This window comes from Pedomonas sp., from assembly GCF_036515995.1.
Taxonomy (GTDB): Bacteria; Pseudomonadota; Alphaproteobacteria; order Sphingomonadales; family Sphingomonadaceae; genus Pedomonas.
In genome coordinates this window covers 16,513-29,502 of record NZ_DATBUP010000227.1, presented here as the reverse complement: position 1 = coordinate 29,502, position 12,990 = coordinate 16,513, and the positions used below count along the sequence as shown (strand labels likewise).

Here is a 12,990-nt window from a genome sequence, read left to right as displayed (position 1 = left end):
GCACCGCAGAATCGATGCCGCTGGACAAGGATGTGTCCTTCGTTGCGATCGACGAGGCGCAGCTGGGCGCGGATGATGAGCGGGGACACATCTTTACCGACCGAATCTTGCGGGCGCGGGGCCGGGACGAGACGATGATTCTCGGCTCGGACGCGCTGCGGCCCTTGATCAGCAAGCTGCTGCCCGATGCGGAGATCATTTCGAGGCCGCGCTTTTCTACTCTTTCCTATGCCGCACCGAAGAAGCTCTCGCGTCTGCCCAAGCGCAGCGCGATCGTCGCCTTCTCGGCGGATCAGGTATACGCCATCGGCGAGATGCTGCGCCGGCAGCGCGGCGGCGTCGCCGTGGTGATGGGGTCGCTGTCCCCTCGCACCCGCAACGCGCAGGTGGGGCTCTATCAATCTGGCGAGGTGGACTATTTGGTGGCGACAGACGCCATCGGCATGGGCCTGAACATGGACATCACCCACGTGGCATTCGCCGGGCTGCACAAGTTCGACGGCAAGCGCCACCGCCGGCTGACGCCTGCAGAGATGGCCCAGATCGCTGGCCGCGCCGGGCGGCACCAGCGGGACGGCACCTTTGGTGCGGTCCAGTTCGGCGCGGATGAGCGCAAGGGCCTGATGCCGGAAGAAGTGGTGGCCATTGAGAACCATACCTTCGCGCCGCTCGAGCGGCTGATCTGGCGCAACGCCAGCCTGAGCTTTAACTCCGTTGGTGACCTGCTGCGTTCGCTTGATACGCGCCCGCCGCGTCTGGAGCTGATGCGGGCGGATGATGCGGTGGACGTGGCCGTGCTGCGCCGCCTGGCCGGCGAACCGCTGGTGGAGGACCGGGCGCGGCGCAGCAATCGCGTGCGCCGCCTGTGGGATGCCTGTCAGGTACCGGACTACCGCAAGGTAAGCCCGGACATTCACGCCCGCCTCGTGCTGCGCATTTTCAAGCATCTGTCGGAGGGCAACGGTACGCTGCCGACGGACTGGATCGCGGCCGAAATCGCTCGGCTGGATCAGGTAAACGGTGATATCGAGACGATTGCGGGCCGTATCGCCGGCATTCGCACATGGTCTTACGTCTCCCAGCGCGCCGACTGGCTGGACGACCCGGCCCACTGGGCGGGACGCGCCCGCGCGCTGGAGGACAAGCTCTCCGACGTGTTGCACGAGCGACTGATCCAGCGGTTCGTCGACCGGCGCACCTCCGTGCTGTTGCGGCAGGCTGGCGGGCGCACGGCCATTGATGTGGAAGTTGATGAGAATGGCTCGGTTGAGGTGGAGGGCCACTCCATCGGCACGCTGTCCGGCTTCAATTTCACCATTGATCCCGATGCCCGCCATGAAGACCGCCGCCGCATGATGGCGGCAGCGGATCGGGCACTGGCGGCCGAGATGAGCCGCCGGGCCAAGGCGCTGGCCGGAAGCGAGGAAGCGGACATCGCCTATGAGTTCGCGCCGGCAGCCCCCTATGTACGGCTGCTGTGGAAGGGCGCCTGGGTCGCAACGCTGATCCCCGGCCGGGATGCTCTGTCTCCCCGCGTGCGGCTGGAGGCTGGCGCAGCGGCACTGCCGCTTCTGGACAAGACTGCGGTGCTGGCCCGGCTGGAGACCTGGGTCAAACTGCGGACGGAGAAGCTGCTGAAGCCGTTGCTGCGGCTGGCCGTGCTGGCCGAGGGCGAGCTGGAAGGTAGGGGCGCGCGCAACGTGGGCGGCCCGGCCCGCGGGCTGGCGGTGCAGTTGATCGATGGTCTGGGCGTGGTCACGCGCGCCAGCGCAGAAGCGCAGCTCAGGGCCTTGAGCCGGGACGAGCGGCGCTGGCTGGCCAAGGCCGGCATCAAGATTGGCGCGCGGCACGTGTTCGTGCCTGCCGCGCTGAAGCCTGCGGCCATGCGCTGGCGTATGGCCCTGTGGGCGTCAGCGAACCCGATGGTGGATGCCATTCCTGAGTTGCCGGACAATGCTCCGGTCTCCATGGGCGTAACGCAGGGCATATCGCCTGCCGCCTATACCGCCGCCGGTTACTGGGCTGTGGGAGACAAGGCCGTGAGGGTCGATCTGGTCGAGCGGCTGATGGACATGCTGCGCGATGGCGGCAAGGACGGCGGGCCTATCGTGCCGACGGGGCAGCTGGTCTCGATGGTGGGGCTCAGTCAGACGGATTTCGCCCGGCTGATGGTGGCCCTCGGCTATCGCCGCACCATGATGAAGTCCGAGGAGGGCGAAGATGCCCCCTCGATCGTTGCGTATAAGTGGAAAGGCCACGCAGCAAATCGCCGCCGCGTGGCGCAGGTCGAGCGTCAGACCGCCCAGCCTGCGTCCCCGTTCGCTGCACTTGCCGCCTGGCATCGGAACTAGGCTCTCGGAAGGAGACGTGCCTGCATGGACAACGGCTCGCAGCGGCTGGACAAGTGGTTGTGGTTTGCCCGTCTGTTTAAGACCCGTGTGGAGGCTGCGGCCATGTGCAGCAGCCGCCACCTGAGAATGGACGGGCGGGTGGTGGACAAGCCGCATGCGGCGGTCCGGGTCGGTTCGGTCATCAGCTTCCCCAAGGCGGGGCGGGTGGTCGTGGTGAAGGTGGAGGGGATGGCGGAGCGCCGCGGACCGTACTCGACGGCGCGACTGCTCTACAGTGACCTCAGCCCGCAGCCGGCCGCCATGACAGTGCCGGAAATTGCAACGGAAGCCGCCACCATCTGACGCTTTGACAGGCTCCGGCCCGTCTTTTTGCGCCGTTTCGGCTTCGGTTGAGAATGCTCTGCTGCTATTATCCGCCCATATGGGTGTTGACGGCCCATGGGTGCTTCGCTAGCAGACGGGGTATCGAATTAAAGGAGCCGGACTTAAGATGGCCTACGTCGTTACCGACGCATGCATTCGTTGCAAGTATATGGATTGCGTTGAAGTGTGCCCCGTGGACTGCTTCTACGAGGGCGAGAACATGCTCGTCATCAATCCGAACGAATGCATCGACTGCGGCGTGTGCGAGCCGGAATGCCCGGCCGAGGCCATTCTGCCGGATACCGAGGCAGGGCTGGAAAGCTGGCTGGAGCTGAACGCCAAGTATTCCGCCGTCTGGCCGAACATCACCACCAAGGGCACGCCACCCGCCGACGCCGACGACTACAAGGGCGTCGAGAACAAGCTGGCCACGCTCTTCTCGGAGAATCCGGGGCAGGGTAGCTAAACCAGTTTTCCGGTCTATCTGTTGATGAGTTCCTCGCGTTCATCTCGAACGCGGGGCGCTTCACGTTGCAATGCGGCATAAAGGGGTGGAAATTATGCGCCCTTTATGTTACATGCTTGCGACGACGTCTAACGCACGAATTTGAACTGTTTTGGCGCAACGCAGGCCAATCCTCTCCCCGGATTTTAGCGGGCATCGCGCGGCCACCTCCGTGGTCAGCGCTGAAACGGTATGAGTCGTGCCCTTGCTTGGACGTTCTGTGCAGAGAGATGACAGGATACTAAGAATGGCGGCAAAATCCCTGAAGTTCGTCGTGGGCGACTACGTTGTCTACCCCAAGCATGGCGTGGGCCGGGTGATCGAGCTTGAAGCCACCGAAGTGGCTGGCGTGCAGCTCGAACTCTATGTGATCCGCTTCGAGAAAGAGCGGATGACCCTTCGGGTCCCGATGAACAAGGCAGAAGCCGTCGGTATGCGCAAGCTCTCCAGCCAGGCGACCCTGCAGGAAGCCCTGACCACCCTGAAGGGCAAGCCGCGCATCAAGCGGACCATGTGGTCGCGCCGCGCGCAGGAATATGAAGCCAAGATCAACTCGGGCGATCTGGTCTCCATCGCTGAAGTGGTGCGCGACCTGCACCGCGCCGATGACCAGCCGGAACAGTCCTATTCCGAGCGCCAGATCTACGAAGCGGCAATCAGCCGTCTGGCCCGCGAGCTTGCCGCGATGGAGAACATCGACGAGCAGACCGCGCAGGACAAGATCCACAAGGTGCTCAAGGCAGCCTGATCCCTGCTCAAGACTCAATGCGAGAACGGCCGCCCTCCCCCAAAGGGCGGTCGTTTTCGTTTGGGGCGTTGGCATTGTGGGGAAGGGGGATTGCCGGTCGGGAAGGATTGTTCTCAAATCGCGGAGAAAGAAACCGTTGCGGCCTTACTCGCCACGTGAAGGTGTTCGGCATATCTAAGTGGTACGGGCCGGGTGACGGCACGCCATGTTTCTGATCCGTGATCAGGCAGCTGCGCGCAGACCGGCTCGGCTAAGAATTTCTCCGGAGGATAAACCCATGAACAAGAAGGTACTGGCTGCCCTGGTGGCGGTTCCGCTGCTGGCTTCCGGCCTGACGGGCGCTGCTGTTGCACAGCAGCCGACTGCTGCGGCGCTGGAAGTGCCGAGCGGCACCTATACGCTCGACCCGACCCATGCCAGCGTCGTGTGGAAGGTGAACCACATGGGCCTGTCCAACTACACGGCCCGCTTCACCAAGTTCGACGCCACGCTGAACTTCGATGCCGCCAAGCCGGAGAACAGCACCCTCAGCGTGACCATCGATCCCAAGTCGGTGCGCACGGACTACCCGTTCCCCAAGCAGGAAAACTTTGACGCCAAGATTGCGGGCGAGGTGTTCCTGAATTCCGCGCAGTATCCGGAGATCAAGTTCGTCTCCACCAAGGTGGAGCGACTGACCGAGGCCACCGGCAAGGTTCACGGCGACCTGACGCTGCATGGGGTCACCAAGCCGGTGACGCTGGACGTGACGTTGAACGGCGCCAAGACCCATCCGATGCGCGGCGGCGGTGCCCTCGGCTTTTCCGCCTCCACCACGTTCAAGCGCTCCGACTTCGGTGTGAAGAACATGGTGCCGATGGTTGGCGATGAGGTAACCGTTCTGATCGAGGCAGAATTCCTCGAAAAGAAGTAAGCTGCATCAGGCGTTCAGAAGCTGGAAGGCCCTCAAATGAGTCGGTATTCGACGGTTGCGGTGATTTTGCACTGGCTGATCGCTCTGGCGGTGATTGCCCTGCTGATAGCGGGGTTCTGGATGGGAGACGCCATCAGGAACCCTGAAACGCAAGCGCTGGCCTTCGAGGTTTTCCAGCTTCACAAGTCGCTCGGCCTGACCGTGCTGGTGCTGACTGTCGTGCGGCTGCTGTGGCGGCTGGGGCATCCGGCACCTGCGCTGCCGGATGCCATGCCCGGCTGGCAGAAGACGGCGGCGCATGCCACCGCCTGGGCATTCTATGTGATCCTGCTGGTCATGCCGCTGTCGGGCTGGGTGATCGTCTCGACCAGTCCGTTCGGATTGCCGACCATGTGGTTCGGGCTGTTCGAGTGGCCGCATATCACACAGCTGACCAATGCCGCCAGTGCCCTGCAGATCAACGGCGCGGCGGAAGAAGTGCATGAACTGCTCGCCTTCGGTGCGGTTGGCCTTCTGTTCCTGCACGTGGGCGGCGCGCTCAAGCACCATTTCATCGACCGGGACGATGTGCTGGCCCGCATGCTGCCGTGGCTGAGCCGTTAAGGAGTATGGTTATGCGCAACCGATCCGTTTTCCTATCCGTCACCAGCCTGTTGCTGGCCAGTAGCATGGGGTTTGCAACTGCTGCCGATGCGCGGCCATGGGCGGTAGATGCAAAGCAAAGCAGCATCAGCTTTAGCGGCCAGCATGTGGGCAAGACCTTCAAGGGCAGCTTCACGATATGGCAGGCGAATATCGATTTTGATCCGGCAAGGCCGGAGGCGGCCAAGGTCGCGGTAAGCATCGATCTGGCCTCCGCCAAGACCGGCGATGCCATGTACGACAAGACGCTGCCGAGTGCAGACTGGTTCGACATCGCCAAGGCGCGGCAGGCGAAGTTCGTTGCCACCAAAATCACCAAGACCGGTAGCAACGATTATGTCGCCGACGGTCAGCTGACTCTGCGCGGCAAGTCCGTGCCGGTGAAACTGCCGTTCACGCTGGACATCGCCGGCAACACCGCCACCATGACCGGGAGGATGACGGTCAAGCGCACCGCCTGGGGTATCGGCAGCGGCTCCGATGCCAAGGGCGACTGGGTCTCACTCGACATTCCGGTTCAGGTGAAGGTGGTCGCGACGGCGAAGTAAGGCGCTGAGCCAAGCCGGGCGGCGGCGCCCCCGGGACGTCGTTGGCGCACGCCCGTGCAGATGAACCGCATGTGGCAGTTGAGGGTTTATTCGCCAGAGCCTCGGTGAGGTCGCGGCGGAGAGATGGCGTCATGCGCACGCAACGGCGCACCCGCCTCAGGAATGCAATGCCGGGAACCGCTCGCCGTATGGGCGAGAGGTGGTGGCGCATATGAAAATCGAAGCGGTTTCAGAGGGGCACGAAGCGCTTCTCTACATGGAAAGGTATGTGAACGAAGGGACGCGGACGTATAGTCCCTTCGCCGCCCGGTCAGAAGTCGCGCCCCAGTATCAGCCTCGATCCGGCACGCCATCCTTTGATCTGTTCGGTATATGCGTGCCCAGATATCGCGTTTCCATATTTGAGGCTGACCCTTCGCAGCGCCTTCTGGAGCATTACATCAGGCCGGAACACGTGCTTTTCATGGTGCATCCGGAGGTGTGGGACCTGCCCGGCATCGAGCATCTTGATGAACTGAAGGCCTGTCCCCACGCCGGGCGGGTTGCGGTCGCCCCGACGGCCTCTACCCGGACGGTCTTCACCTGTACGTCTGGCGGAGACGTTCCGCCTCATTTCATCAAGCTGCATCTCCCCCGCCGCATTTCCCGTTTCAATCGGCGGCTCAGGCGCAAGAACATCGAGAACAGCATCGCCATCAGCCGGGATTTGGCCCATGTCGACATGGCGAGGTTCGCCTATCTGCCGGAAGCCCTCGGAATGGCCATTGGCGATGACAAGGAAGGGTGGGGCTTCGTGATCAGGGAGACCAGTCCCCGCCCATTTCACGCAAAGAAGGCTCTTGTTCCCTGCTTTGCGCTTTATGGCGGGGACTTGAACCATCCAGGCGATCCGCCGCTGATCGTGCAGATGATCGAGCGATCAGGCCTCCAGCCGGAAGCATTTCTGGTCGATCATATCCTGATTCCCGTGGTTGAGTGCTGGGTCGAGGTTGCTCGTAACTGGGGCGTGCTGCTGGAATCCCATGGGCAAAATACCTTGCTGGAACTGGATGAGAATTTCTTGCCCGAGCGCGTGGTTCACCGCGATTTCGATGCCTGGGTCGATCTGGATACCCGGCAGCGGCGCGGCCTTGCAGTGCCTTTTGCAGGAGCGGGAGTCGGCGGGTCGTCAGACTATCCGGCACCCCCGCGCTACAGCCTCGTCTATGACCGCTTCATTGGCCACGAGTTCTTCGATTACGTTCTGAAAACCCTCAGGCCTTTTTACCAGATCCACGAAGAGGCGGTCCGCAGTCGCGTACGCGACGCTTTCCACCAGGCGTTCCCCGACGCTGATCGCTTCTTCCCGCCGCGAACAATGTTCTATTTCTCAAATGAACCGCAGCCCGGCGGTGACTTCAAACTTGTGGACATGAATCAAACCCCCGTCTGGCGCTGATGTGGTCACTGCAAAAGGGCGCGCCGGCCGAAACCGTGCGCGCCCGTAAGCAAAGCTACTCACAAGGCCAGGGTTGGTTGCGATTATAGTGCGGGCGAGGTGCCCGAACGGGTCTTCCGCCGTTGCAGTCCCGCCAGTGCTGTTAACGTGGCACTTGTCATGACGGTGCAATAGGCGATGAGCGGCCAGGCCGTATCGCCGTCAAGCAGGACGACCAGCACGGTTCCGGCTCCGGCAACAATCAGGCTCTGCACACAGAAGTGCAGGGCAACGGCCGTGCCTGCCACCGCGCCGAACTCCTGAAGCGCGCCGTTCGCCGTGACCGATGCTGCAAAGATCATGCCGATCGCAATGATCCACATAGGAAGGACGAACGTCCAGAACGAGGCCGTCCACAGCAGTTGTCCTGCGGCAAGGAGGGCGGCTCCAAGCAGTATGGTTCCCATTCCTCTGGCAAGGCTGCCGGGAATGCCCCATCTGGCAATCAACGCCCTGGCACATCGTGTTGTCGCGATCATCACAAGCGCAACCGTTGCGAACGCCACGCTAAACGCCATTTCGGAGAAGCCTGCCTGGCCGATCAGAACACGGGGCGCGGTTGAGAAGAAGACGAAGAAGGCCCCCATCGCAGTGCTGAAACCGAGCGTGTAGGTCCAGAAGGCGTAACTGCCGAGGATTTTCCGGAACGCTGCCTTCGGAGCCGGGCGATCCGTGCTGCGTGTCTCCGGCCAGCGTCGCCAGGCATGCACGAGTGCCACTGCTGCCAGTATGGCGAGCGTGAAAAAAATGGCCCGCCATCCGTACAAGTTGGCGAGGACGGCACCGGCAATGGGGCCGAGCGCAGGGACGAACGCCAGTATTGAACTGAACATTCCATAGATTACCGCGCCCTCGGGCTTCTCTGCATACACATCGCGCACTGTTGCGAAAGTGGCGACGAGCGCCGCAGAGGCTCCCATGCCTTGCAGAAACCGCAGGCCGACGAAAACAGGGGCGGAGGCTGTCATGGCGAGCAGAAGCGACGCGCTCGCAAACAGGAGAGCGCCACCGATCAGGACGGGGCGGCGGCCAATTCGGTCCGAGAGCGGTCCGAAGAGGATCTGCCCGAGCCCAAGCGTGACCATGTAGAGGGCCAGGGTCAGCTGAATGACGGTGGGCGTGGTGTGAAGGATGCCGGGCATCGCAGGCACGACGGGCAGGTAAATGTCCATTGCCAGCGATGCGAGGATATCAAAAGGTGCCATCAGCAGCAGGGCTGCCGGCAGAGAGTATCCCCAGATGCGGGGCTTTACGAAAGACATGAGTGTTCATCCGCTCAAATGAGTAACATTCGGCGGCGATCTGCTTTCGCAAATTAAGGGCAGTGAGTGGAAGCAGATGCCGCAACAACAATGAAGGCGTTGTTGCGGCTTACCTGTCTGAGGACTTGCAGCTTCCCATGGCTCTAGCTCGTTTTCAAATGGCGTTGAATTTCAGCATAACACCATTGGAGAGCAGGCAAAAGAGACGGATGGGCGAGGGGCGCTCCCCTCTGAAAGCCAATCCGATCCGTCCATTTAATACAAGAACATCGGCATGCCTTCGACCGAGGCGATCTTGGCGCGGTAGGTGGCAGGGTCATACAGCCGGGTGACATCCAGCTTCTTGACCTGCTGAAGCACGGTGTCGACGGGCACGTGTTCATAGTTGCCGTCGCGCAGGGCAACCAGACGCCCGGTCTCGCCGCGCTCGATCAGTTGCACGGCCAGCGTGCCGAAGGCGAAGCCGACCATGCGGTCGAGCGCGTCAGGCGAACCGGCGCGCATGAGATAAGCCAACTCCTGCACCACGGTGCCGACGCCGCTCTTCTCCTCGATCTGGCGGGCGAAGCGCTGGCCAACGCCGATGGGGTTGCGCTGGGTATTGGAGCGGGACATCTGGTCCTCGCCCTCTGCCTCGCTGGCCAGCTTCGCGCCCTCGGAAATGACGAGGACCGAATAGTTCTCGGGGCTGGCCTCCCGGTCGGCAACCAGCTGGGCGATGAGCTGGTCCTCCTTCACCGGTACTTCGGCGATGGCGATGCGATCCGCCTGCGCAAGGAAGCCGGACAAGAGCGCGGTCTCGCCGCTGCGGCGGCCGAACAGCTCGACGACAGCGATGCGCTCGTGGCTGGCCGAGGTGGTGCGCAGCGCGTTGATGGCGGCAACCGACCGGCTGACGGCCGTGGAAAAGCCGATGCAGTAGTCGGTGCCGAAAACGTCATTGTCCATGGTCTTCGGGATCGCGATGACCGGCACGCCAAGGCTGGACAGGTATGCAGAGAAGCGCAGCGTGCCGTCTCCGCCCAGCGTGATCATGACGTCGATACCAAGCGCCTTCAGCACGGCGCACACGTGCTCGGTGCGGTCGCCCTCCGGCCTGCTGCGCGGATCGGTGCGGGAGGTATGCAGGATCGTGCCGCCCTGCCGATCGATGCCGCGCACGCGGGCGGGGGTCAGTTCGATGCAGCCGTTCTCGGCGGTCATGTCGACCATGTCGGGGTCGATGGACAAGGGGCCCATCCAGCCGCGCAAAAAGCCGGTCACGGCCCAGCCGCGTTCCGCCGCGCCTTCAACGATCGCCTTGATGCACGGGTTGAGGCCCGGAACGTCGCCGCCACCTGTCAGAATACCGATACGCATGCCTGTTTCCCCTGCTGTTTGAACGTTAATATAACGGCAGAAATCATGTTTACACTGGCGCTTCTTGCCCCATCTTCCATGGCGTGGCGCTGACGGCCGAGAAGGAGGGAATTCCCATGGATGTGGCAACGCTCAGGAAGGCCTATGTGGACGGCAGCTGGGTGGACGGCGCAAAGCGCTTTCCCGTGACCAACCCGGCCAATGGCGATGTGCTGGCGCATGTGCCGGACCTCGGCGCGGAGGAAACCCGGCAGGCCATCGAGGCGGCGCACCGCGCCCTGCCGGGCTGGGCGGCGAAGACCGCCAAGGAGCGCTATCACATCCTGCGGCGCTGGTATGATCTCATCATCGCCAACACCGAAAGCCTCGCGTTGCTGATGACCGCCGAGCAGGGCAAGCCGATTGCGGAATCGCGCGGGGAAGTCACCTACGGCGCGTCATTCATCGAATGGTTCGCCGAGGAGGCCAAGCGCACCTATGGCGACGTGATCCCGACCACCGCCAACAACAAGCGGTTCCTGACCTTCCGCCAGCCGATCGGCGTGGTGGCGGCAATTACGCCGTGGAATTTCCCCGTCGCCATGATCACCCGCAAGGCGGGCCCGGCGCTGGCGGCAGGCTGCGCCATGGTCATCAAGCCGCCGGCCGAGACGCCGCTGTGCTCTCTGGAGCTGGCCCGGCTGGCCGAGGAAGCGGGCGTGCCGCCGGGCGTGCTGAACATCGTCACCACCCGGGATTCCAAGACGGTGGGCAAGGTGCTGTGCGAAAGCCCGCTGGTAAAAGCACTGTCTTTCACTGGCTCCACCGAGGTGGGCAAGATCCTCTACAAGCAATGTGCTGATACGGTGAAGAAGCTGGGGCTGGAGCTCGGCGGCAACGCACCGCTGATCGTGTTCGATGACGCGGATCTGGATCAGGCCGTGGACGGAGCTATTGCCTCCAAATACCGCAACGCCGGGCAGACCTGCGTGTGCGCCAACCGCATTCTAGTGCAGGCAGGGATCTATGACGCCTTTGCCAAGAAACTGGCCGAGAAGGTGGCGCAGATGAAGGTGGGTGACGGCACCGAGGAGGGAGTGTCGGTCGGCCCGCTCATCACCGAAGACGCAGTGGAGAAGGTGGAGCGACTGGTGGAGAATGCGCTGAAGGGCGGTGCCAAGGCCATCACCGGCGGTGGTCGCGCGCCCATGGGCGGCCTGTTCTACCAGCCGACCGTCCTGACCGATGTGACCGAGGACATGGACCTGTTCGTTGAGGAGATTTTTGGCCCCGTTGCGCCGCTGTTCCGTTTCGAGACAGAAGAAGAGGGTGTTCGCCTCGCCAACAACACGCAGTACGGCCTCGCCAGCTATATCTTCACGCGTGACGTGAACCGGGTGATCCGGGTGAGCGAGGCGCTGGAATACGGCATGGTCGGTGTGAATGACGGCATTCTCTCGTCCGAGGTGGTGCCGTTCGGCGGCGTCAAGGAATCCGGCCTCGGGCGCGAGGGCGGGCACGAGGGCATGGAGGAATTCCTCGAGACCAAGTACATCTGCCTTGGTGGCATTGACCGTTAGAGCAGGAAGAGATTCGTTGGGGGCATTTCGGAAGTTCGCGCTGTTGGCCGCTGTGGCTCTGGGTGCGGTTGGGGCGGCGCAGGCCGCGCCGGAGAAAGCAGCGCCGGATGCAGAGCTGCGTTTCTGCCCGGCGGGGCAGGTGTGGGCCTATCCGCTCGATGAGACAGGGCGGAGCCATAGCCTGCTGTTGCAGAACCTGACGGTCGTCAATCAAGGCAAGGCGCCGCTGCGCGTGACGGCCCTGCACATCGATTTGCTGGCAAACGGCACGGTGGTTGAAACCCGCACGCTGGACCGCGCGCAGGTGGAGCGGTGGGGCAGCAACGCTGAAGGCGTGCAGGCACTGGTTGACCAGGCGCCGTGGCAGGTGTGCGGCGAGGCGCTGGTGCCGTCCGGCGTCAGGCTCGGCGGGCCGGTGCTGAAGACCGGGCAGGCGCTCCTGATTTTCCGCCAGCAATTTGCAATGGACGGGCCGCGCGATACGCTCCGCGTGCGGGTGGAAGCGGAGCGGAACGGCACTCCGGTGCAGCTTGCGGCATCAATGCCGGTGCGCACCGGTTTCTCGAAAACGCAGTTCCGCTTTCCCATGAACGGCGTCGCGTACGTGGGCTGGGCTCCCAGCATGCACAGCGGTCACCGTTTCATGCCCGCTCAGGAATTCGCCCTCGATATCGCGCGCACCGGGCCGGGCGGGCTGACTTACAGCGGCGACGGCCAGAAGTTCGCGGATTACTTTGCCTACGGCGACGACATTCTGGCGGCCGCCGATGGCCGGGTGGTTTTGGCAGTGGACGGCGAGCCGGAATTCGAGGAGGTCATGCAGCGGCCGGGCGAGTCCGCAGAGGACTATGCCAAACGCCATCGGATCGGGCAGGCCCAGCGGGCGGCGCGTGGCCTCAACGGCGTGGCGGGCAACCATGTGATGCTGGACCACGGCAACGGTGAGTATTCGTTTTACGCCCACATGAAGCCGGGCAGCGTGAAGGTGAAGGCGGGTGATGTGGTCAAGGCCGGGCAGGTGCTGGGCGAGCTGGGGTCTTCCGGAAACTCCACCGAGCCGCATCTGCATTTCCACGTGTGCGATGGGCCCGACCCGCTCAACTGCGCGGGCATTCCGGTGCTGTTTCAGGATGTCTCCATCCTCTGGGCCAATGGCATGCGGGCGCTCCAGAGCGGTGATATCGTGACCGTGAAGAAAGGCCGCACGTAACGACCATACTGCTTGCGACGGACGGCGGCCCGGGCATGGCACCTTGGCCCCGC

The 12,990-nt window shown here is 63.1% G+C and carries 12 protein-coding genes; 10 read left to right on the top strand and 2 right to left on the bottom strand.

Features of this window, described 5'->3' with window-relative positions:
- The 8 genes from VIG90_RS16750 to VIG90_RS16715 all read left to right on the top strand — a co-directional run.
- The coding region (locus VIG90_RS16750; protein ID WP_331594665.1) for a helicase-related protein at nucleotides 1–2,351 on the top strand (2,351 nt) is incomplete at its 5' end.
- A 24-nt stretch (nucleotides 2,352–2,375) separates the two neighbouring features.
- Nucleotides 2,376–2,693, top strand: a complete 318-nt coding sequence (locus VIG90_RS16745) for an RNA-binding S4 domain-containing protein (protein WP_331594664.1) — start codon at nucleotides 2,376–2,378, stop codon at nucleotides 2,691–2,693.
- 148 nt (nucleotides 2,694–2,841) lie between these two features.
- The gene (gene fdxA / locus VIG90_RS16740) at nucleotides 2,842–3,180 is read left to right on the top strand and encodes a ferredoxin FdxA (RefSeq protein ID WP_331594663.1); all 339 of its coding nucleotides are present in this window, start codon (nucleotides 2,842–2,844) and stop codon (nucleotides 3,178–3,180) included.
- A gap of 286 nt (nucleotides 3,181–3,466) precedes the next feature.
- The gene (locus tag VIG90_RS16735; RefSeq protein WP_331594662.1) at nucleotides 3,467–3,967 is read left to right on the top strand and encodes a CarD family transcriptional regulator; all 501 of its coding nucleotides are present in this window, start codon (nucleotides 3,467–3,469) and stop codon (nucleotides 3,965–3,967) included.
- Nucleotides 3,968–4,244: 277 nt separating this feature from the next.
- Nucleotides 4,245–4,880 (top strand): YceI family protein, encoded by a 636-nt coding sequence (locus tag VIG90_RS16730; protein ID WP_331594661.1) that lies wholly within the window; start codon nucleotides 4,245–4,247, stop codon nucleotides 4,878–4,880.
- A gap of 36 nt (nucleotides 4,881–4,916) precedes the next feature.
- Nucleotides 4,917–5,483: a cytochrome b gene (locus VIG90_RS16725; protein WP_331594660.1), complete on the top strand. Its 567-nt coding sequence runs from the start codon at nucleotides 4,917–4,919 to the stop codon at nucleotides 5,481–5,483.
- A gap of 11 nt (nucleotides 5,484–5,494) precedes the next feature.
- Nucleotides 5,495–6,070 (top strand): YceI family protein, encoded by a 576-nt coding sequence (locus VIG90_RS16720; RefSeq protein WP_331594659.1) that lies wholly within the window; start codon nucleotides 5,495–5,497, stop codon nucleotides 6,068–6,070.
- Nucleotides 6,071–6,281: 211 nt separating this feature from the next.
- Nucleotides 6,282–7,508 carry an IucA/IucC family C-terminal-domain containing protein gene (locus tag VIG90_RS16715; protein ID WP_331594658.1) on the top strand — a complete coding sequence of 409 codons (1,227 nt, stop codon included), beginning with the start codon at nucleotides 6,282–6,284 and terminating at the stop codon, nucleotides 7,506–7,508.
- Between the two features lie 83 nt (nucleotides 7,509–7,591).
- Here the strand turns inward: VIG90_RS16715 and cml are convergent, their stop codons facing one another.
- Together cml and VIG90_RS16705 are read right to left on the bottom strand one after the other, a co-directional pair.
- The gene (gene cml / locus VIG90_RS16710) at nucleotides 7,592–8,809 is read right to left on the bottom strand and encodes a CmlA/FloR family chloramphenicol efflux MFS transporter (RefSeq protein WP_331594657.1); all 1,218 of its coding nucleotides are present in this window, start codon (nucleotides 8,807–8,809) and stop codon (nucleotides 7,592–7,594) included.
- A gap of 255 nt (nucleotides 8,810–9,064) precedes the next feature.
- Nucleotides 9,065–10,168, bottom strand: coding sequence for an ATP-dependent 6-phosphofructokinase (locus VIG90_RS16705; protein ID WP_331594656.1), 1,104 nt, complete (start codon nucleotides 10,166–10,168; stop codon nucleotides 9,065–9,067).
- Between the two features lie 116 nt (nucleotides 10,169–10,284).
- On the opposite strand from VIG90_RS16705, the gene VIG90_RS16700 reads away from it, so the two are divergent.
- Both VIG90_RS16700 and VIG90_RS16695 read left to right on the top strand, forming a co-directional pair.
- Complete coding sequence (locus tag VIG90_RS16700; protein WP_331594655.1) at nucleotides 10,285–11,727, top strand: NAD-dependent succinate-semialdehyde dehydrogenase; 1,443 nt, start codon at nucleotides 10,285–10,287, stop codon at nucleotides 11,725–11,727.
- A gap of 16 nt (nucleotides 11,728–11,743) precedes the next feature.
- Nucleotides 11,744–12,937: a M23 family metallopeptidase gene (locus VIG90_RS16695; RefSeq protein ID WP_331594654.1), complete on the top strand. Its 1,194-nt coding sequence runs from the start codon at nucleotides 11,744–11,746 to the stop codon at nucleotides 12,935–12,937.
- The last annotated feature ends 53 nt before the right edge of the window (nucleotides 12,938–12,990 follow it).